Source organism: Phenylobacterium sp. (assembly GCF_036563385.1).
Classification (GTDB): domain Bacteria; phylum Pseudomonadota; class Alphaproteobacteria; order Caulobacterales; family Caulobacteraceae; genus Phenylobacterium.
Window position 1 is genome coordinate 1 of the sequence record NZ_DATCML010000018.1, and the last position, 20,390, is coordinate 20,390.

The window sequence follows — 20,390 nt, forward strand, 5'->3', positions numbered from 1 at the left end:
GCTGTTGAACTCGTCGTGGAAGGTGAGGTCGCCGAGCTTGGACGTATCCAGCGGGAGCAGGAACTGGCGGTCCTGGAAGCTCGACAGCGTCTCGTCGCGGAAGGTCAGGGTCTCGCTGGCGTTCAGGCGCAGCACCACGTCCGCGCCCTGCTGGCTCATGGCGGACTTGATCTCGGCCGCCGTCTTGAAGCCGTAGCCGTGCAGCTGCAGCTGGCTGTTGCCGTTCCAGTTGTAGATGACGTCCGAGCCTTCGCCGGCCCGGACCATGAAGGTGGTCTTCTGGGTCGCGCCGCCCACCAGCACGTCGTCGCCGCCCGCGCCCCACATGAAGTGGGTGTTGTCGTCGACGATGATCAGGTTCCCGAGGTTGTTGCCGATCGCATAGTTCAGCTGGCCGTTGACCTGCAGGTTCTCGACGTTGTCGGCCAGCTTCAGCGAGGTCCAGCCGATCATGGTGTCGACGCCGCCGCCCGGCTGCTCGACGACGCGGTCCTTCGGGTCGGTGATCCAGTGGCGGTTGTCGAGGTTGTTGCCGATCAGCAGGTCGCCGCCGCCCTCGCCCGAGAGCGACGAGTGCCCGGCGGGCGCATTGATCGTCTCGTTGCCCACGGCGGTGCCCGCCACGCGCGCCTGTTCAGGCGCGCTGACCGGCATCGCGACGCCGCGCGAGTTATAATAGGTCATCCACTAGCTCCACTGATCCGCGCGTGAGAACACTCAAAAGGCGCATCTGGTTCAGCGTGACTGTAGAAACTTTTGAACATTGCGTATGTTGCGCAGCTTTGCTGTGCGTTACAGCGCCGTTGTCCGCGATTGCTCTGGGCGCGGAATCGGAACATCCTCAGGGAATATTTCTACTCACCTGGAACTTGCGGTGTGGCTTGCTGGTTGATGCGCCCCTCGAGTACGACGCCGAGGCGCTCCGACCCGCGAGAATCCTTTTCCGCCCTGCCGCGTTTCCCCTGCGAGGAGGCCTCGTATGACCATCCACACCAGCCCGCGCCGCTTCACCGTCCATGGCGTCGACGAGGCGCCGTCGCGCGGCCATCTCGTGAAGGGCGTCAGCTTCGAGGACGCCGCCCTGCACTACGTCGAGGACTGCCACCCGGCCCCCGATCACGACGACGAGGTCGCCCTCTTCGTGGAGGATTGCGAGACCGGCGAGCGCCAGTGCTTCCGCATCGACCTCGCCACCGGCGAGACCGCGCCCTGCGGCTAGCCCCGCCGGGCGTTCATCTCGGCGCCGGCGTCCGGCCGCAGCCGCACGAACCACAGCATCGAGACCAGGGTCACCGCCCCCACCACCGGGAAGGCCGGCGACACCGTCCGCCAGGTGAGCTCGCTCTCGCCGTGCGCCCGCATCAGGAAGTGCAGCAGGGCGGCGGCCAGGCCGATGCCGATGGACTGCACCAGTTGCTGCACCATGGATGAGGTGGTCGAGGCCCGGCTCATCCGCGCCTGGTCGATTTCGGCGTAGGCCATGCCGTTCAGGCTGGTGAACTGCAGCGAGCGGAAGAAGCCGCCCACCGCCAGCACGCTCATGATCATCCAGTGGGGCGTCTGCGGCCGGAACAGGCCGTAGGCCGCAAAGCTCGCCGCGACGATCACCGCATTGACCAGCAGCACCGTGCGGAACCCGAACCGCCGCAGGATCGGCGGCGCAGTGGTCTTCATCGCCAGCGCGCCCACGGCCGAGATGAACGTCATGGCCCCGGCTGCGAAGGCCGAGAGCCCGAAGCCCACCTGCAGCAGCATGGCCAGGAGGAAGGGGTTGGCGCCCATGGCGATCCGCATGAACGCGCCGCCGACGGTGGCGGCCTGGAAGGTGGGCAGGCGGAAGATCGTCAGGTCGATGATGGCGTGCGGGTTGCCCCGGGCGTGCCGCCCATAGAGCCACAGGCTGAGTAGCCCGAACGCGAACAGTCCCGGCACGGCCCCCGGCGGCAGGAAGCTGCGGCCCAGGTTCTCGAAGCCGAAGATCAGGCAGGCCAGGCCCACCCCGGTCAGCAGGATGCCGGTGACGTCCACCGGCGAGACCGCCTGCTCCTTCACGTTCGGCACGAAGGCCCGCACCAGGGCGACGCCGGCGACGGCCACCGGCAGATTCATGAAGAAGATCCAGCGCCAGTCGGCGAAGGTGACGATCGCCCCGCCGATCAGCGGCCCGACGACGGGGCCGAGCAGGGCCGGCATGGTCAGCACCGACATGGCGCCCACGAGCTCGCTCTTGGGCGTGGTGCGCAGCAGGACGAGCCGCCCCACCGGACCCACCATCGCGCCGGCCGCGCCCTGCAGGAAACGGGCGGCGATCAGCTGCGGCAGGCTCTGGGCGAAGCCGCAGGCCGCCGAGGACAGGGCGTAGAGCACCATGGCGGCCATGAAGACCCGCTTGGCCCCGTACTTGTCCGCGATCCAGCCGGAGATCGGCAGGAACACCGCAGACGCCAGCAGGTAGACGGTGATCGCCAGGTTGAGCCGCAGCGGCTCCTCGCCAAAGGCCTCCGCCATGGCCGGCAGGGCGTTGGTGATCACCGTGGCGTTCAGGGTCTGCATCAGCAGGCCCGAGCCGATGATCGCCGGGACGATCCAACCGCGCCGCGCCTCGCCGCCCTCGGCGGCCTTCGCCGGCGGCTCGGGGATGTCGTCGGCCTCGCTCACCCCTCAGGCTTAGGCGCCGGGCGGGGCGGGGGCAAGCTTGCGCTCAGTGTCCCGTGGGATTGCCGCTGCGGCCCTCGTCGTCCTCCGGCGGGCGGGCGTCCCACACGGATGGGCTCTGGGCCGGCACAGCCACGTCCTCGATCGGCGGGCCGGCTTCCGCCGGACCGTCGTAGGTGCGCGGCTCGGCGAGCTGCGGGGGCAGGGGCTCGCCCGGTTTTTCATTGTGGCGCACGCTCACCAGGTGGTCGGGCGAGGGCTCGTAGTGGGTCTCCTCGCGCCGGCTGCCGTGCGCTACCTGGCCGCTCTCGGTGGCGTCGCCGCCCACCGTCACGCCGGCCTGCCGGTTCAGGTCTTGGCTCTTGTCGCTGCTCATGCTCTCGCCTCCGCCCCGGACAAGGCGCCGGGGCGGGGCGAGGTTCCTTGGCGCCTAGAGGACGCCCAGCATCTCGGCCACCAGCGGGTGGCGGACGATGTCGCGCTCGGCCAGCCGCACCACGGCGATGTTGCCGACCTCCTCCAGCTTCTGCGCCACGCTGGCCAGGCCCGAGATCTCCGGCAGCAGGTCCGACTGGTTCGGATCGCCGGTGACCACCATGGTCGAGTGCCAGCCCAGCCGGGTCAGCAGCATCTTCAGCTGCACGTAGGTGCAGTTCTGCGCCTCGTCGATCACCACGAAGGCGTTGTTCAGGGTGCGGCCGCGCATGAAGCCCACCGGGGCGATCTCGATGGCGCCCTCGGCCATCAGGGCGCGCACCCGCTTCATCGACAGCCGGTCGGACAGGGCGTCGTAGAGCGGCCGCAGGTAGGGGGCGAGCTTGTCCTCGGCGTCGCCGGGCAGGAAGCCGATGGACTCCCCGGCCTCCACCGCCGGGCGGGAGAGAACGATGCGCCCGACGCGGCCGCTCTCCAGGGCCTCCACCGCCTTGGCGATGGCCAGGTAGGTCTTGCCGGTGCCGGCCGGGCCCAGCGCCATCACCAGGTTCTTGTCGTCGATGGCCTTGATCAGCTCTTCCTGGCCCGGCGACTTGGCCTTGATGGTCTTCAGGTAGCCCTGCTCGCGGTCCTCGTTGGCGTGCCCGTGGTGGCCGCCGAGCGGCGACCAGCCGCGGTCGAGCGGCAGCCGGCGAACCTTATCGTCGCCCTCGAACTGACCGGCGTCGAACGCGCCTTCGCGCAGCTGTCGCTTCAGGGCTCGCTTGCTCATGAGGCCTCCCGATTGGGGCAAGAAAAAAGGGCGTCCCGCGTGGGAGCGCCCTTGGACATGGTGGAATGAGGATGGAAGCGGCGGCGTCGTGCGGGACCCGGCGGCCCGCCTTCCGGCTCGGATCCGGGCGGGACCGCCCGGGAATGAGACCAACTCAGCGCCATCAACTCCGTCCAGCGCGAGACACGGGACCGGTGCTCGGCCCGCGGCGGGTTCGGAATGGCTTTCGCCCTCTCGAATCGCCTGACTAGAATGATGCTAGCTTGGTTTCCCAAGGGTTAAACCGGCGCGTTTGAGAAAGAAGAAGGGCGAGGGGATGGCTGTCTACAACTTGGGAAATGTGACGCCGCAATTACCGAGTGATGACGAATACTGGATTGCGCCCAACGCGGCCGTGATCGGCAATGTGATTCTCAAGAAGAACGCCTCGGTCTGGTGGGGTGCGACACTTCGCGGGGACAACGACCCGATCGTCATCGGCGAGGGCTCCAACGTCCAGGACGGCTCGGTTTTGCACACCGACGCCGGCTCGCCCCTGACGCTCGGGGCCAACGTCACCGTGGGCCACCTGGTGATGCTCCACGGCTGCACCATCGGCGACAACTCGCTGGTCGGCATCGGCTCGATCGTGCTCAACGGCGCCCGCATCGGGAAGAACTGCCTGATCGGCGCCAACTGCCTGATCACCGAGGGCAAGGAGATCCCCGACAACTCCCTGGTCATGGGCGCCCCCGGCAAGGTGGTCCGCGAGCTCACCGACCAGCAGGCCATGATGATCGCCATGGGCTCGGCCCACTATGTCGACAACTGGAAACGCTACCGCCGCGAGCTGACCCCCCTCTAGGCGGCGTCAGCCGCCCATACAGAACCACGGAACACACGGAAGACACGGACGCGCCGCCGCGTGCCGCCGGTCCGTGTGGTCCGTGTATTCCGTGGTTCTCGATCCTGCGAGCCGCGCGGCCCTAAGCCTCCTCGTCCCCGCGCTCGTCGCCGACCGCCTCGGTGACCAGCCGTCGCCAGACCGGGTCGCTGTCGTCCACCAGGTCCACGTCGTCCAGCAGCGCCACCACGCCCGCGCCGTCCGGCAGGATCAGGCCCAGCACCTCCATGGTCTCGCCGTCCTCGGTCCCGTGCGCCTCGGCCTGTACCGCCACGGCCGCCTGTTCGCCCTCGTCCTCGTCCCACCAGATCACCGGCTGCGGGAGGTCCATGTCGATGGGCCGCGGATCCTCGGTGTCGCCGAGCGCGAAGACCGCCCTGCCGGCCTGCACGTCCTCCAGCGTCGCCACCCGCCCGCCGAAGCCCGCCAGCCGCGACCAGTCCTCGACGTCGTAGCCGCCGCCGTCCAGGTCGTCGGGCTCCTCGCTCATGGGAACGCTCCTTCACCATTGACGGACGCTGCGGCGCCCGTGGAGCCTCTCCTTATAGAGAAAGGGAGCGCGCCATGGCCTATCAGTTCATCCGGGTGGAGCGGGACGGCCCGGTCACCACCTTCGTCTTGAACCGGCCCGAGGTGATGAACGCGCTGCACTCGCCGGCGCACTTCGAGCTGCACGAGGCGTTCGACGCCTTCGCCGCCGATCCCGAGCAGTGGGTCGGCATCGTCACCGGCGCCGGCGACCGCGCCTTCTCCGCCGGCAACGACCTGAAGCACCAGGCCTCCGGCGGCGAGATGAAGAGCCCGCCCTCCGGCTTCGCGGGCCTGACCTCCCGCTTCGACCTGACCAAGCCGCTGATCGCGGCGGTGAACGGCGTGGCCATGGGCGGCGGCTTCGAGATCGCGCTCGCCTGCGACATCGTGATCGCCTCGGAGGCCGCGACCTTCGCCCTGCCGGAGCCGCGCGTGGGCCTGGCGGCGCTCGCCGGCGGCCTGCACCGGCTGCCCCGCGCCATCGGGACCAAGCGGGCCATGGGCATGATCCTCACCGGCCGCCGGGTCTCCGCGGCCGAGGGCAAGGAGCTGGGCTTCGTCAACGAGGTGACCGCGCCTCAGGACCTGATGCGCGTCGCCCGCGAGTGGGCGGCGATGATCGCGGAACTGTCCCCGATGTCCGTCCGAGCCTCCAAGGAAGCGGTCTACCGCGGCCTCGACGAGCCCACCCTGGAAGCCGCCATCAAGGGCCAGAACCGCTACCCCGCCGTCAGCGCCCTGTTCAAATCCGAGGACTTCGTCGAAGGCCCGCTCGCCTTCGCGCAGAAGCGCAAGCCCGCCTGGAAAGGCCGCTGACGACCAGCCCTTCTCCAACGCTCTCTCGCGAGACTGCACCAACGCCTGCGTCGCGCCCGGGCCGGATGGGTCGTTTCCGACCCAAACTGAACCTTCACGGCCCTGGCGCCGACGCGCTCGGGGGCATGTCGTCGAACAGGGCGCAGCCAGCGGGGTAGCCGGTCCACGGCATCCCCTGCGCGCATCGCACCGCGATGGTCGGAGATGGCAGCGTGGGATCGGCGAAGCAGCCTCCGGCGAACCCGGTCTGGCCGGGTCTCCACGCACCGAAGGACTTCCAGTAGAGGGTCGAGCCGCAGGTTGCGCAGAACCAGCGCTTGCCCATGCCTTCGAGGACGGTAAGCGGACCATCGACCCGCCTGACCTGTTCGTCGCGGAAATAGACCGACCACCCGAACGGGGCTCCGGTGCGCCGTTTGCAGTTGTCGCAGCTGCAAAGCCCGCTGCTGATCGGCTCGCCCTCGACCTCGACTTGGCACGCGCCACAGGCGCATCGTGCAGTCCGGACGGTCATCGCAGCCCCGGAGATCCTTCGTGAATATCCAGGAGCTTGAGCGTGGCAGCAGAAGCTGTCCACCTTGAGCCGGAGTTCACCTCGGCTGACCACCCGCTGACGTTCGGAAGGTCGTCTATCGTCGCGCCTCGTCGGTGCGGGCTAGATCCTCCAGCACCCAGACGATCCGCCACCCGAAGAGGATCAGGGCGAGCGCCTGGATAAACACCAAAACCCCCCAGTTCCGCGTCGACGCAAGTATGCCTGCAGCTATGCAGGACACGAGCAGCTTGTAGAGGATCGCTCTCCTGAACCGCGCGTCCCGGGCGAGCCGCGGGCCCAGTCGGAGGCGCTGCCCATCGACGCGCGAAGCCACGCGGATGGGAAAGGCTGCGGCCACGAGGAGGTCCAGCAGCATCAGAAGGGCGGCGAGTCCCAGGGCGGACATCTCGGCATCTAAGATCACGAGGATCGGATCCGCTAGCCGTCCGCCTGGAAGGACGGGCAGGTGCGAACGATAGTCTCCAATCGGCGCTGCGAAAAGTTCGCGCAGCAGCCGAACGCTGTTCCGCAGGGTCGGCGGACTGACTACTGTGCGTTGAACTGGGGGTGGCTGACGAAGCGGCGGCGTGCATCGACGGCGCCGGTCTGTCGCGTGCGCCCACCACTTCAAGGGGGGCGTCGCATGGATTACGTCATTTCGGGCACGGCGGTGGACCTGGAGCTGGTGGAGGGCGACACCCTCCTCGTTACCCGCTCAGGCCACCTTTACGGGTTAGGCCTTCGAGGCAATGGCGCCGAGGTTCAGAACAGCGGCGCCATCGACGGCGTCTTCGGCGCCGGCTACGTGGCCTCCATCATCAACCACGGAACGATCCTTTCCGGCTCCAGCTTCGGTGAGGTCATTTCCCTTGGCGGCGGTGCGATCACAAACGGGCGCGGAGCCACGATAACCGGGGCCTCCCACGGTGCGATCGTAATCGAGGGGGCGTTCGGCACGGACGCCATCGCAGCAGCTTACATCATCAATGAGGGGGACATCGGGGGCCGGTTCATCGGGCCCAACGGCCTCGAAGATCGCCGGGGCGACATCAACATCGCCGGCTCCCACGCCGATGTCATCGAGAATCGCGGAGGCCAGATATTCGGCGACATCTCCACGCAGGGCGGCGCGGATGTGGTCACCAACAACGGATACATCAAGGGGGAAATCCGGCTCGGAGACGGCGACGACCGCTTCAGCAGTTCACTCCACTTCAATGGCCGCCTCGACGGGGGGAGCGGCGCCGACACCTTGGTCATCACCGGCAGCCACACCGGCGAGGTGCATGGCGGCGGCGGAGACGACCACATCACTCTCGGGCTCGGCCGTAACGCCAGCTACATCAACTCGTCTGTCGATGCCGGCGAGGGGGATGACACGGTCGTCCTTGAGGCCGGCGTCACGCTCGAAAGCGGACATCGCATCACAGGCGGCGCCGGCTATGACAGCCTGGTGCTGAAGGGCAGGTTCGACGGGTCCAGCGCCGATCCTCTGATGTTCGGCGAGCGTCCTGCAGCCTTCGAGAGGCTGGTGGTGAGCGAGGGCTCGTACGTCGACGCCGGCGCGACCCGTCTCAACCTGCAGGTCTACGACACGGTGGAGGTGTTCGGGCGCATGCTAGCTCCGGCCGGCCTGCAGGCGCGCCTCTTCCACGTCGGCGCCGGCGGCCACCTCACCTTCGCCGCGACGCCGGGCGCACCTGCGCCGGAGTTCAGCGGCGCCGGGCGCGTTAGCCTCGATGGACCGTTGGTCCTGAACCAGCCGAGCGGGGGCTTCAGCGGCGAGCTTGTCATGAATGGGGGGGCCGTCCTGCAGCTCGGCGATGCGCTTGCGGCAGGAAGTGGCGCCATCGTGTTCGGCAGTACGTCGGGCGAGACGCTGGTGATCGACCCCGCCGCTCTGGCCTCTGGCGGCCTAGCGGCCAGCCTGCGCGGCTTCTCGGCGGGAGACTCTATCCAGCTGGCCGGGGTGTCAGGGACGACAGCCACCCTCGGGACAAACAACGTCCTGACGATCCACGGTACGTTCGGGGACTTCACGATCAGGTTCGATCCGGCGGAGAACCTCGCCGGCGGCCGGTGGAGCTTCTCGCCGGACGGCAGGACGCTGTCCTACACGCCGCCGCCCCCCAACGTGGCCCCTGTGGTCTCCGGGCCGGTCACAGGCGCTGCGCAGGAAGACGAAGCGCCCCTCACCCTCGACGCCCTTGCCAACGCCACAGATGCGAACGACGGCCAGATCCTGACCGTCGTCGGTGTGCCCACGCTGCCGGCCGGCGTCACCTATGACGCGCGCACCCACAGCTTCACCCTCGACCCCAACGATCCCACCTTCGACCGGCTGCCGCCCGGCGTCCCGCAGGTGGTGACGGTGAGCTACGGCGTGTCCGACGGCGTCGCCACACCTGTCGAGGCCCGCGTGGAGTTGACCGTCATTGGGGTGAACGACATACCCACGGTAACGGGCCCCGTCGCGGGCTTTGCGACCGAGGGGGCCGGAGCTGTGACGCTGTCCGCCCTGAGCGGGGCGACGGATGCCGACGACGGCGCCGTGCTGGCCGTGGTGGATCTACCTGTGAGCCTTCCGGCCGGCGTGACCTACGACGCCGCCGGCAAGAGCTTCACGCTCGATCCGTCGCACGCGGCCTACAACGGCTTGGCCGCCGGTGGGACGAGGATCATCAGCATCAGCTACGGCGTCTCCGATGGAACGGCCACCACGCGGCAGACGGCGAGTTGGACCCTCACGGGCACGAATGACGCGCCGAATGTGGCCGCGCCGCTCACGGCTTCTGGGAGCGAGGGTGCAGCGGCGGTGACGTTGTCGGCGCTTGCCGGCGCGGCAGACGTGGATGACGGGGCTGTGCTGAGCGTCGTGGACCTGCCCGCCAGCCTGCCGGCGGGCGTCACCTACGACGCTGCGTCGAAGTCGTTCACGCTCGATCCGTCAAACACGGCCTATGACAGCCTGGCCGTTGGCCAGAGCCAGACGGTCACCGTCGCCTACGGCGTTTCCGACGGGACAGCGACGGTCGCGCAGACGGTGAGCTGGACGGTGACAGGCGCCAATGACGCCCCGCTCGTCGCCGGAACGGTGACCGGATCGGCCGCCGAGGGCGGCGCGCCGGTCACGCTGTCTGCGCTTCATGGGGCCTCTGATCCGGACACGGGGGCCGTGCTGTCGGTCGGCGGCCTGCCCGCGTCTCTGCCGGACGGCGTGAGCTACGACCCGGCGGCGCAGACATTCAGGCTCGATCCGTCACACGCTTCTTACAACAGCTTGGCCGCGGGCCAGACGCGGACGGTCAGCGTCACGTATGGCGTGACCGATGGGTCCGCCGCGACCCCGCAGACCGTTACCTGGACGCTCACCGGAACCAACGACGCCCCCACCGCCGTGGGCGACACGGCGGCCGTGGCCGCCCACCAGTCGGTGACGATCGATGTCCTGACGAACGACTCGGACCCGGACGGCGGGGACACCAAGACGCTGGTCTCGGTCTCGAGCAGCTCGGCCGGAGGGCACGCGCACATCGTCGGCGGGCAGGTCACATACGTCGCCGACGCCGCCGTGTTCGCCAACCTGCCGGCAGGACAGACCGCCACCGACAGCTTCAGGTATGTGGTCCGTGATGCGGCCGGCGCGCAAAGCACGGCCACGGTGACAGTGACGGTGACGGGCGCCTACCTTCCGCCGGTGATAGCCAACGGCGGCAACGGGGGCGGCGTGCTGAACGGCCAGGGTGGACACGACCGGCTGTCGGGCGGCAACGGCGCCGACACCGTGAACGGCCTGGCAGGCGACGACAGCCTCTCGGGGGGCAACGGAAGCGACCTGCTCTCCGGCGGCGTCGGCCGCGACAGCCTCTCGGGCGGGAACGGAGGCGATACCCTGAACGGAGGCGCTGGTGACGACCGGCTGACCGGCGGCAACGGCGCGGACCGGTTCGTGTTCCAGGCCGGCTTTGGCCGCGACGTGGTGACCGACTTCGGCAACGGCGACCAACTGGCCGTAGGCGGGCTGTTCACCAGCTTCGCCCAGGTCATGGCCCATGCCCGGCAGGTGGGGGACGACGTGGTCATCACCTATGACGCCGCCAATGTGCTGACGCTGGAGGACGTCACCCTGGCGAGCTTTAGGTCGGGCGACTTCCTGTTCAGCTAACCGCGTCGTGCTGTTTCTGGCGTTGGTTCCTCGGACGAACGCTAAGGCGTTGCAAGAGCGAGGCCGCTCGCGCCCGGCGGCAGAGCCCTTGCCACGCCTCAGAGGGGCTGGAACATCACGAGCGCATCCACGTAGCCGTGGGCCGGGTGTTTGAACGCGAGCGGCAGGCGCCCCACGACCTCGAAGCCGAGCGACCGCCAGAGCCGAACGGCCCTTTCGTTGGTGCTCACCACGAAGTTGAACTGCATCGCGCGGTAGCCGCGCGAGCGGGCGTGCTCGATCGAATGCTCGCACATCCTCCGGGCCACGCCCTTTCCGGTCGCCGTCGCGGCGGTCATGTAGCCGCAGTTGCAGACGTGGGCGCCGCCGCCCGCCTGGTTCGCCTTCATGTAGTAGGTCCCGAGAACCTCCCCGTCCGCCTCGGCCACGAAGGTCTCCTTGTCCGCCGCCCGCCAGTAGGCCAGCGCCTCAGCATCGGACATGCCGGGATCGAGCGTATAGGTCTCGCCGGCGCGGATGGTTGGGCCGATGATCGACAGGATCGCGGCGTCGTCGTCGTCTCGGGCGGGGCGGATCAACATGGCGGGTGAGGTGGGGCCCGCCGCCCACATCGCAAGGGGAAGACCCGCCCGCTTGTCCCCAAGGCCCAATCTGGTCACATAGCGCGGGTGTGACCCGGGGGGCGTGACATGGTGGATGTGGAGGCGGTGGGCGCGGCGGCGACGGCCGGGCTCGCCAGCAAAGTCATCGAGCGGCCGACCGGCCACGCCGGCCAGCCGCACCACCTGTGCGCCGACTGCCGCGCGGAGGTCACCGGCCGGTTCTGCGCCAACTGCGGCCAGCCCGCCCATGTGCACCGCAGCCTGCTGCACCTGGGCGAGGAGCTGCTCCACGGGGTGATGCACTTCGACGGGCGGATCTGGCGGACCCTGCCGCTGCTGGTGTTCCGCCCCGGCCAGCTGACGCGGGAGTGGGTGCAGGGCCGCCGCGCCCGCTATGTCTCGCCGCTGGCCATGTTCCTGTTCACCGTCTTCGTCATGTTCGTCGGCCTGAGCTACCTGCCGGGCGCGCCGGAGCACTCCGAGACCGGACAGCAGCTCAGCGCCGGGGCCGAGCTCGCCCGGCGCTCCACCGAGGTGGCGCTCGCCGAACAGGCGCTGGAGAGGGCGACGCCCGCCGAGCGGCCCGCCGCCGAAGCCCGCCTCAAGGCCGCCGAGGCGGAGATGGAGAAGGTCAGCAAGGTGGTCGGCAACGTCCGCATCGCCACGCCCGACACGGTCCAGGCCAGCGTCGGCAAGGACGAGCGATACGACTGGCAGGAGGCCCTGGGCGAGCGCGCCCGGACGGGCCAGGTGGACCTCAACCTCGGCAACGACAAGCTCGAGAAGAAGATCGCCAAGAAGCTGCAGAACCCGGCGCTGTTCTTCTACAAGCTGCAGCAGTCGTTCTACAAATTCTCCTTCCTGCTGGTGCCGATCTCGATCCCCTTCGTGGCCCTGCTGTTCCTCTGGAAGCGCGGCTTCACGCTCTACGACCACGGGGTGTTCGTCCTCTATTCGCTCACTTTCATGTCCATGCTGGTGATGGCGGTGGTGATCGCCATGCGGATCGGCGACTGGGCGTCGATCACGGCCTGGACCGTGGCCACGTTCGCGGTCCCCGTTCACATGTATTTCCAGCTGAAGGGGGCCTACAGCCTGAACTGGTTCTCGGCCGCCTGGCGGACCTGGGTCCTGCTGTGGTTCTGCACCTTCGCCCTGACGCTGTTCGGCCTGGCGGTCATCTACCTGGGCCTGCTCTAGCGCTGGCGCTTGCCAGAAGGTGACGCGCGCGTCACCTTTGCGGCCAAGCATAACGGGGAAGCGCCGTGGAACGGTACGACTACATCATCATCGGCGCCGGCTCGGCGGGCTGCGTGCTGGCCAACCGGCTGACGGAGGACCCCTCCAACCGCGTGCTGCTCATCGAGGCCGGCGGCAAGGACGCCTCGCTCCTGGTGAAGATGCCGGCCGGCGTCGGCAGCCTGATCGGCAAGCAGGGCCCGTTCAACTGGGGGTTCTGGACCGAGCCGGAGCCGCACCTCGACAACCGCCGCCTGTGGTGGCCGCGCGGCAAGGGCTGGGGCGGCTCCTCCTCGATCAACGGCATGATCTACGTCCGCGGCCACGCCCGCGACTATGACCAGTGGCGCCAGATGGGGCTGCCGGGCTGGGCCTATGCCGACGTGCTGCCCTACTTCAAGCGGGCCGAGTCCTACGAGGGCGGGGCCGATCCCTGGCATGGCGGGGAGGGGCCGCTGCGGGTCTCCAAGGCGGCGTCGCCCAATCCCATCTACAAGGCCAGCATCGAAGCGGGCCGGCAGGCCGGCTATCCGCTCACCGAGGACTTCAACGGCTTCCAGCAGGAAGGCTTCGGGCCCTACCAGCTGACCATCCACGACGGCCAGCGCTGGAGCGCCGCCCGCGGCTACCTGCATCCGGCCCTGACCCGGCCGAACCTCACCTGCCTCACCAACACCCGCACCACCCGCATCGTGGTCGAGAACGGCCGGGCCGTGGGCGTCGAAGTGATCGAGGGCAAGAAGCCGGCCCGCATCATCCACGCGGACGCCGAGGTCCTGCTGGCCGCCGGCGCCGTGCAGTCGCCGCACATCCTGCAGCTCTCCGGGATCGGCGACGGCGAGGAGCTGTCGCGCCACGGGGTGAAGGTGGTCCACGAGCTGAAAGGCGTGGGCGCCAACCTGCAGGACCACCTGGACGTCTGCCTCAGCTGGGAATGCCCGCAGCCGATCACCGTCTATTCCATGCGCAAGGGGCTGGTGAAGACGCTGGGGGTCGGCCTCTCCTACCTGCTGTTCGGCAAAGGCATCGGCCGCCAGAACTTCCTGGAAAGCGGCGCCTTCCTGCGCTCGCGGCCGGACCTCGACCGGCCCGACCTGCAGATCCACACCGTGCTCGCCATCATGCAGGACCACGGCAAGGTGTCCGTGCCGAAGGACGGCTTCACCTTCCACGTCTGCCAGCTTCGGCCCGAGAGCCGCGGCCGCGTCGGCCTGAAGAGCGCCGATCCGCTGGCCGACCCGGCGATCTTCGCCAACTACCTCTCGGCCGAGGAGGATCGCCGGGCGATCCGCGAAGGCGTGAAGATGATGCGCCAGGTGGCCGCCCAGTCGGCGCTCGACCCCTACCGGGGCGCGGAATACTCGCCCGGCGCCGACGTGCAGAGCGACTCCGAGATCGACGCCTGGGTACGCCGTGCGGCCGAGACCATCTACCACCCGGTGGGCACCTGCCGGATGGGGGCGACGGGCGATCCCATGGCGGTGGTCGACGCCGAATGCCGCGTCCAGGGCCTACAGGGCCTGCGGGTGATCGACGCGTCGGTCATGCCGACCCTGGTGGGCGGCAACACCAACGCGCCGACCATCATGATCGCCGAGAAGATCTCGGACGCGATCCGCGGGCGGGCCTACCTGCCGGCGGAGGATGCGCCCGTCTATGGCGACGAGGCCGTCGCCGCCTGAGAAGAAAGGGACGCCGTGGTTGGGGGCCACCCATGGCCGCCTGGGCGGGGCTCGCCTTTGGAGAGATCTCCGGCGGCCATGGACCCCGGCCGAAGGCGGCCGGGATGACGTCAGTCGGCGTCGGCCGCGCTCAGGCCACCCGCCGGCCGCCGATCGCGGCCAGCCGGACCCGGGGGGCTTCCTCGTTCGCCGCGCCGGCGCGGCGCAGGCGGCGGACGGAAAGCTCGAGCGCGGGGCGGCCCATCAGGCGGGCCACCATCGAAAGGGGCTGATAGAGGCCGAGGTAGCGGTCGGGTCCGCCGTCGTGCGCGACGAGCGGGGCGAACAGCACCTCCATGGGCAGGCTCGCGCCGTCGGTCTGCACCTCGGCGTGGGCGACCAGCGGCTCGGGCCGCAGGCGGACCTCTTCCAGAGCCGTCTGCAGGCGCAGGCGGTCCAGCTCCGACCAAAGGGCCAGCGCGCCGACGCCGCGCAGGTCGCGGCGGTGCAGGTCCCCCACGAAGCCGCCCGCCAGTCGGAACGGGTATTGGCCGCGGCCCTCGCGACCCAGCACGAAGACCTGCGGCATCAGGTGCCGGAAGTCGGCCGGCTGGACGCTGGCGCGGGACGGCGCGCGGCCGGGCGTCGCCCGGGCGGTCCAGTAGGCGATCATCTGTTCCGTGTTGGAATGGAACATCGCAGGGCGCTCGGCGCGGCCAGGACGCGGCCGCATCGCCCTTGCAGCACGTTCGGCGCCAGATGCGGCTGTCCCGGCCCGGGACAGCCGCTGCCCGCTACTTCCCGGCCGGGGTGGGCGCCGCCACCGCCTGGGTCGCCGCCGGACGCACCACCAGGCGGTAGGCCCGATCGTCGCGCAGGAAGGTCTGGGCCGCGCGCTGCACGTCCGCCGGCGTGACCTTCTGGGCGCCCGGGATCAGCTCGCGGATGAGCTCCAGCCGCCGCGGATCCGCCTGGGCGCCTGACAGCTGGGTCAGCCAGTAGGGGTTGGTCAGCCGCGCCCGCTGCAGGCCTTCGATGCGCGGGGTCTTGGCGCGGGCGAACTCGTCGGCCGCCACGGGCTTCGCCCGCAGGTCGGCGGCGATCTTCTGCACGTCGGCGAAGAACTCCGGCAGCTTCTCGGGGGGCACCTCGACGCTGGCGGCGATGTAGCCCCAGCCGGTCCAGACCAGGCTGGTGTTGTAGCCCACCGACGGCGAATAGGTGGCGCCCTGGGTCTCGCGCAGCTCCTCCGTCAGCCGCAGCCGCATCACCTCGCCCAGCGTGGCGATCTCGCGGGCCTGCTGCGGATTGGCCCAGATGTCGGTGGTCGGCCAGCCGATGTAGCCGATGGCCTGGTCGGCCCGCCCCTTGTGCGTCAGCACCACCGGCTGGGCCACGGGCCCGGGGAAGGCGACCTCGCGCGGTCCCGAAACCGGCGGCTTCGGATCGGGGCGGCGGGGCAGGGCGCCCAGGGTGGCCGCCGTCGCGGCGATCGCCTGGTCCACGGTGACGTCGCCCACGATCACCACCTCGATGGGGGCTTCCGCCAGGTGCGGGGCCACCTGGGCCTGCAGGTCGGCCAGCCGCGCGTTGGCGATCTCCTCGCGGGAGGGGAAGGTCCAGCGCCGGTCCCCCGCGTGGAGCAGGCCGGCCAGGTCGCGCTGCAGCACGCCGGAATCCGTCGCCTCGTACTGGTCGTGGATGGTCTTTCCCGCCGCCTTCAGCCGCTGGAAGGCCTCGGCGCGCCAGCCGGGTTCGGCCACATAGGCGGTCAGCACCTGCAGCTGGGTGGCCAGGTCGCCGGTCCGCGTGCCGCCGGAGAGCACGAAGGCGTCGTCCGAGATCGAGAAGCTGTTGCCGAACAGCTTCGAGGCCAGCACCCGCTCCATGTCCTCGTTGCTGATCTTCTTCAGTCCGCCTTCGCGGAACGCGCCCGCCGCCCAGCTCAGGCTCTGGCGGTCCTTCGGCAGCTGCAGCATGCCGTAGCCGACGTTGACCCGGACCAGCACCTCGTCATCCTTGAAGGTGGTGGGCTTCACCGTCAGGCGGACATTGTTCTCGAACCGGACGAAGGTGGTCCCAAGATCGGCCGCCTCGCGCCGCTCCGCCACCTTGCCGGCCGGGCCGAAGCTCTCGTAGGGCCAGGCGATCTGCGCCGCGGCGGCGGGCGGGGTGACCGCCACCTTGCGCGAGGCCTCCAGCGCCGCCAGCACCGTCTTCTCGGCCCCTTCGATCGGCTGGGGCGTGGCCACGAACACCAGCGGCCCGTCGCCCTTGAACGCCGCCTTCAGCGCCCGCGAGACCTCCTCCGCCGTCAGTCCCTTCACCGCCGCCTCGAAGAACTCCAGGTCCTGCTGCGGGCTGGTGACCACCAGGTCGTCGGACAGCGAGCCGACGATCTCGCCGGCCAGGTCCGCCTGCCGCCGCGTGGCCGCGCCGGCCACCGCCGCCCGCAGCAGCGCCCGCGCCTCCTCGATCTCACGGTCCAGCTCGTCCTGGCGCACGCCGAACTGGACGGAGCGACGTTGCTCCCGCTCCACCGCCTCAAGGGCGCGGCGCCAGCCGCCCGGCTCCGCCTGCACGTCGATGCTCGTGGTCTCCTGGCTATCCAGCACGTCGCCGGAGTAGGCGCTCGCCCGAATGAACGGCGGGTCTGCCGATCTCGCGAGAGCCGAGAACCTCCGATTGAGCACCTGGAATCCCAGCCGCTCGACTGTCTCCTCCCGCCGCAGGGCCGCGGTGTCCGGCCGCCGGTCCGGCGGTCCGACCCAGGCCAGCTGCATCGACAGCCCGGCGCCGGGCTCGACCACCACCTTCGCCTCCGTCGCCCGCCGCCGCACCTGGCCCACGTCCGGCTCGACGCCGGCCGGCCCCTGCGCCTTCCAGTCCGAGAACCTGGCGCGGATCTTGGCTTCCATCGCAGCGACGTCGAAGTCGCCCACGACCACCAGCACCGCCCGCTCCGGCCGATACCAACGCTGGTAGTAGTCGCGCATCCGATTGGCCGGCGCCGTCTTCAGGATGTCCACTTGCCCGATCGGGTAGCGCGTCGGCACGCGCTGGCCGGGCATCAGAAAGGCGAAGCGTTCCTTCAGCAGGCGGTAACCCGGCGTGTCGCGGGCGCGCTCCTCCGAGAGCACGATGCCGCGCTCACGGTCGACGGCCGCCTGGTCGATCGTCAGGTTGCCGGCGGCTTCGCGCATCAGCATCAGCGAGGTGTCGACCGTCTCGTCGTCGGTGCGCGGCAGATCGAGGGTGTAGATCGTCTCGTCGAACCCGGTGGAGGCGTTGGTGTCGGCGCCGAACGACAACCCCAGCCGCTCCAGGATCTTGATCATCTCGCCTTCCTTCACCCCCTGCGAGCCGTTGAAGGCCATGTGCTCCAGAAAGTGGGCCAGCCCCTGCTGGGCGTCGGTCTCGTTGAGCGAGCCGGTATCAAGCCACAGGCGGATGGCGGCCTGCTTGGGCGGGATGGACTGCTTGCGAATGGCGTAGCGCATGCCGTTCCGAAGAGAGCCGAACCTGATCTCGGGATCGGCCTTAAGATCCGACCTGGACTGCGGCCACTGGCCGGGCGAGAGCCGAGCCGCTGTCGCGGGCGATTGGCCCTGCGCGGCGAGGGGCAGGGAAAGCGCCAAGGCGGCGGCGAGCGCGAGGCCCGCGCGCAGGGGACGGATCATCTAGGGGTCCTGGACGTCGGAAGGATCGGGCCAACTTCGGGGATGGGAGCGGCATGGGCAAGGCCGGAACATGGCGCCATCGCGCCGGCCGGGCGGAACGCCTACATGGTCACCTGATGACCGCTACGCGCTTCCAGCAATCCGCCGACGACCCCCGCTTGCCGCCCCGCCGGGACTCAGGGCGACGGACCCGCGAGCCGGTGTTCAACAAGGCGGCCTGGCCGGTGCTGGCGTTGGTCGGGTCCATCATCGGCGGCTACGCCGTCCAGAGCCGGGTCGACGTGGACGCCGTTGCGGCGGCCTTCGCCTTCACGCCCACTGACCTCGGGACGGGGCGCTGGTGGACCCTGCTGTCATCGCAGTTCCTGCACGGCGGCTGGGCGCATGCGCTGATGAACGCCGCCTTCATCCTGGCCTTCGGAACCCCGGTGGCGCGCTTCTTAGGTCTTCGGCTTGGCGGCGCGTTGTTGTTCTACGGCTTCTATCTGGCGAGCGGCGCCCTGGCGGCGCTCGGGTTCGCGGCGGTGCACGCGGGCGAGGCGGTGGCGCTGATCGGCGCGTCGGGGGCGGCGTCGGGGCTGATGGGCGCCTCGGCCCGGCTGATCGGCGGCTACGGCGCCGTGGGGCCCATCCTGTCCCGCCCCGTGCTCAGCATGGGCGCCGCCTGGCTGTTGATGAACCTGATCATAGCGGTGTTCGGCGCCGCGTTGGCGCCCGGCGCTGGCGACGCGGCGGTGGGCTGGGAGGCGCACCTCGCCGGCTTCGCCGCCGGCGTGCTCCTGATGGGCCCGTTCGGCTGGATCGCGCGACGCGGGTAGGCCGCTTCACGCGCGCGTGCATTGATCTCGCGCGGTTTCGGGGTGACGGTGTTCTCCGACGCAACGGGAGGATAGGCCGAATGCTGGTGTCCCAGATCCTCAGGACCAAGGGCGACCTGGTGTTCACCGCCAAGCCTGATGAAACCGTCGGCGAGGTGGCGCGCCTGCTGAACAGCCGCAAAGTGGGCGCGCTCGTCGTCCTCGAGGGCGACCGGGTGGCGGGCATCGTCTCCGAGCGCGACGTCGTCAGGGTGGTCGCCGAAGGCGGCGTGGCCGCCCTCGACCAGCCGGTGTCGACCTGCATGACCCGCGACGTGGTCTACGCCGAGCCCGGTGAGACGGTGGACCACCTGCTCACGCGAATGACCGACCGCCGCTTCCGACACTTACCCGTGTGCCGCGACGAGCGGCTGGTCGGGATCGTGTCCATCGGCGACCTCGTGAAGGCGAAGATCTCCGAGGTGGAGGCCGAGGCTGATGGGCTGAAGGCCTACATCGCGGCGAGCTGACGGAGATCCCCTCCGTGCGAGGGCTGGACGCCGACGGTGCGTTGGCGAGGGCGGAGGACCAGGCGTTCTCTGCCCGCTTCGCGTCCCGGGGTCAGCTCGCCTGGCCGAGCAGATCCGCAGCCGCGCCGGACCGAGCGGCGTCGGCCAGGGTGTAACCCTCCAGCACGCTGGCCGTGGCGTCCCGGGCGCGGAGCAGGGCCTCACGGAGCGAACAGGCGTCACGGTCGGGGCAGTCGTCGCATTTGCGGTAGTTGAGCCTGGGGCTCACGCAAGGCGCCAGCGCGAGCGGCCCGTCGATGACGCGGATCACCTCGGCGAAGCTGACGTCCTGCGCCGGCCGCGAGAGGGTGTAGCCGCCGAACTTGCCCCGGCGGCTGACCACCAGGTGATTGCGCGCCAGCTCCAGGAGGATCGCTTCCAGGAACTTGCGCGGGGCGTCGGCCCGCAGCGCCAGTTCACCCGAGGTGACCTGGGGCGTGTCGGCGCGCGCGAGTTCGACGAGAGCGCGGAGCGCGTAGCGGGCCTTCTGAGACAGCATGACGAAGTGAGGACGCCTCCCGGCGCCCCTTTTAGGGCGTGGCGGGAGGGAAGGCGAGGGCGCGGCGCCAGACTGTCGCAGTCGCTTGCACGGCGGGCGCCCGCTCCTATCTGGGCTTCTGTCCGGACGAGGCAGGCCCGGCGGGATCTTCGGAATCCGCCGGTCTCAACAAACTCCGGACCGGCCGGTTGACGCCAGCCAGGGGCGCGAATAGATAGCGCCTCCCGCTCGGGGGCGGGGCGATCCGAAGACGGAAAGATTGACCAAGGTCTTGATTTCCCGATCGAAAGCCTTAGATACCCGAGCGTCAACCGACATCGCCCACGGCCGCCGCCGGATCAATTCCGGAGACGATCTTGGTCGGTCTTCTGGTCCCCTCCGGCCTCCGGAGATGATCGGAAGAAAGCCCAAAAAGGCTGGTTGACAGTTCTGAGGTGGTTCCCTAGATAGCCGCCTCCGCCGGCCGCCGGCGCAAAACAGCGGGGTCCTCTGGAGAGGATCGGGTCTTTGACATCGTTGAATTGGAAAGAGAAACGCAGGCGGCGGCGTCC

At 69.6% G+C, this 20,390-nt stretch carries 18 protein-coding genes and 1 pseudogene; 8 read left to right on the plus strand and 11 right to left on the minus strand.

Annotated features, from left to right (window positions below; all coding sequences use genetic code 11):
* Positions 1–684, minus strand: a pseudogene (locus VIL67_RS19080) (hypothetical protein); the annotation flags it as partial.
* Between the two features lie 295 nt (positions 685–979).
* Here VIL67_RS19080 and VIL67_RS19085 point away from each other — a divergent pair.
* Positions 980–1,219 carry a DUF5961 family protein gene (locus tag VIL67_RS19085; protein ID WP_332050512.1) on the plus strand — a complete coding sequence of 80 codons (240 nt, stop codon included), beginning with the start codon at positions 980–982 and terminating at the stop codon, positions 1,217–1,219.
* On the opposite strand, the gene VIL67_RS19090 is transcribed toward VIL67_RS19085, so the two are convergent.
* Genes VIL67_RS19090 through VIL67_RS19100 form a run of 3 tightly spaced genes read right to left on the minus strand, consistent with a single transcriptional unit; the run spans position 1,216 to position 3,862 of the window.
* Positions 1,216–2,658 carry an MFS transporter gene (locus VIL67_RS19090; protein WP_332050513.1) on the minus strand — a complete coding sequence of 481 codons (1,443 nt, stop codon included), beginning with the start codon at positions 2,656–2,658 and terminating at the stop codon, positions 1,216–1,218. The two genes, VIL67_RS19085 and VIL67_RS19090, sit on opposite strands and share 4 nt — an antisense overlap.
* Before the next feature lie 43 nt (positions 2,659–2,701).
* Complete coding sequence (locus VIL67_RS19095; RefSeq protein ID WP_332050514.1) at positions 2,702–3,031, minus strand: hypothetical protein; 330 nt, start codon at positions 3,029–3,031, stop codon at positions 2,702–2,704.
* 54 nt (positions 3,032–3,085) lie between these two features.
* Positions 3,086–3,862 carry a PhoH family protein gene (locus VIL67_RS19100; protein ID WP_332050515.1) on the minus strand — a complete coding sequence of 259 codons (777 nt, stop codon included), beginning with the start codon at positions 3,860–3,862 and terminating at the stop codon, positions 3,086–3,088.
* Between the two features lie 316 nt (positions 3,863–4,178).
* On the opposite strand from VIL67_RS19100, the gene VIL67_RS19105 reads away from it, so the two are divergent.
* The gene (locus VIL67_RS19105; RefSeq protein ID WP_332050516.1) at positions 4,179–4,706 is read left to right on the plus strand and encodes a gamma carbonic anhydrase family protein; all 528 of its coding nucleotides are present in this window, start codon (positions 4,179–4,181) and stop codon (positions 4,704–4,706) included.
* Between the two features lie 121 nt (positions 4,707–4,827).
* Here the strand turns inward: VIL67_RS19105 and VIL67_RS19110 are convergent, their stop codons facing one another.
* A complete protein-coding gene (locus VIL67_RS19110) occupies positions 4,828–5,235 on the minus strand; it encodes a hypothetical protein (RefSeq protein WP_332050517.1) in 408 nt (135 codons plus the stop codon).
* A 74-nt stretch (positions 5,236–5,309) separates the two neighbouring features.
* Between VIL67_RS19110 and VIL67_RS19115 the strand changes: the two genes are divergently transcribed.
* A complete protein-coding gene (locus tag VIL67_RS19115) occupies positions 5,310–6,092 on the plus strand; it encodes an enoyl-CoA hydratase-related protein (protein WP_332050518.1) in 783 nt (260 codons plus the stop codon).
* 94 nt (positions 6,093–6,186) lie between these two features.
* On the opposite strand, the gene VIL67_RS19120 is transcribed toward VIL67_RS19115, so the two are convergent.
* Together VIL67_RS19120 and VIL67_RS19125 are read right to left on the minus strand one after the other, a co-directional pair.
* Positions 6,187–6,606: a GFA family protein gene (locus tag VIL67_RS19120; RefSeq protein WP_332050519.1), complete on the minus strand. Its 420-nt coding sequence runs from the start codon at positions 6,604–6,606 to the stop codon at positions 6,187–6,189.
* A gap of 115 nt (positions 6,607–6,721) precedes the next feature.
* Positions 6,722–7,033, minus strand: coding sequence for a hypothetical protein (locus VIL67_RS19125; protein ID WP_332050520.1), 312 nt, complete (start codon positions 7,031–7,033; stop codon positions 6,722–6,724).
* A 237-nt stretch (positions 7,034–7,270) separates the two neighbouring features.
* Here VIL67_RS19125 and VIL67_RS19130 point away from each other — a divergent pair, with 237 nt between their 5' ends.
* Positions 7,271–10,792, plus strand: a complete 3,522-nt coding sequence (locus VIL67_RS19130; protein WP_332050521.1) for an Ig-like domain-containing protein — start codon at positions 7,271–7,273, stop codon at positions 10,790–10,792.
* Positions 10,793–10,890: 98 nt separating this feature from the next.
* Here VIL67_RS19130 and VIL67_RS19135 read toward each other — a convergent pair whose 3' ends face one another.
* Positions 10,891–11,373, minus strand: coding sequence for a GNAT family N-acetyltransferase (locus VIL67_RS19135; RefSeq protein ID WP_332050522.1), 483 nt, complete (start codon positions 11,371–11,373; stop codon positions 10,891–10,893).
* 108 nt (positions 11,374–11,481) lie between these two features.
* Between VIL67_RS19135 and VIL67_RS19140 the strand changes: the two genes are divergently transcribed.
* Both VIL67_RS19140 and VIL67_RS19145 read left to right on the plus strand, forming a co-directional pair.
* Positions 11,482–12,594 (plus strand): DUF3667 domain-containing protein, encoded by a 1,113-nt coding sequence (locus tag VIL67_RS19140; RefSeq protein WP_332050523.1) that lies wholly within the window; start codon positions 11,482–11,484, stop codon positions 12,592–12,594.
* Between the two features lie 65 nt (positions 12,595–12,659).
* The gene (locus VIL67_RS19145; protein WP_332050524.1) at positions 12,660–14,315 is read left to right on the plus strand and encodes a choline dehydrogenase; all 1,656 of its coding nucleotides are present in this window, start codon (positions 12,660–12,662) and stop codon (positions 14,313–14,315) included.
* 130 nt (positions 14,316–14,445) lie between these two features.
* Here the strand turns inward: VIL67_RS19145 and VIL67_RS19150 are convergent, their stop codons facing one another.
* Together VIL67_RS19150 and VIL67_RS19155 are read right to left on the minus strand one after the other, a co-directional pair.
* On the minus strand, positions 14,446–14,991 hold the full coding sequence (locus VIL67_RS19150) for a PAS domain-containing protein (RefSeq protein ID WP_332050525.1): 546 nt from the start codon (positions 14,989–14,991) through the stop codon (positions 14,446–14,448).
* Between the two features lie 97 nt (positions 14,992–15,088).
* A complete protein-coding gene (locus tag VIL67_RS19155) occupies positions 15,089–17,974 on the minus strand; it encodes a M16 family metallopeptidase (RefSeq protein ID WP_332050526.1) in 2,886 nt (961 codons plus the stop codon).
* A 116-nt stretch (positions 17,975–18,090) separates the two neighbouring features.
* Between VIL67_RS19155 and VIL67_RS19160 the strand changes: the two genes are divergently transcribed.
* Together VIL67_RS19160 and VIL67_RS19165 are read left to right on the plus strand one after the other, a co-directional pair.
* Positions 18,091–18,792 carry a rhomboid family intramembrane serine protease gene (locus VIL67_RS19160; protein WP_332050527.1) on the plus strand — a complete coding sequence of 234 codons (702 nt, stop codon included), beginning with the start codon at positions 18,091–18,093 and terminating at the stop codon, positions 18,790–18,792.
* Between the two features lie 80 nt (positions 18,793–18,872).
* Positions 18,873–19,301, plus strand: a complete 429-nt coding sequence (locus VIL67_RS19165; protein ID WP_332050528.1) for a CBS domain-containing protein — start codon at positions 18,873–18,875, stop codon at positions 19,299–19,301.
* 91 nt (positions 19,302–19,392) lie between these two features.
* Here VIL67_RS19165 and VIL67_RS19170 read toward each other — a convergent pair whose 3' ends face one another.
* Positions 19,393–19,839, minus strand: a complete 447-nt coding sequence (locus tag VIL67_RS19170) for an RrF2 family transcriptional regulator (protein ID WP_332050529.1) — start codon at positions 19,837–19,839, stop codon at positions 19,393–19,395.
* Positions 19,840–20,390 lie beyond the last annotated feature (551 nt).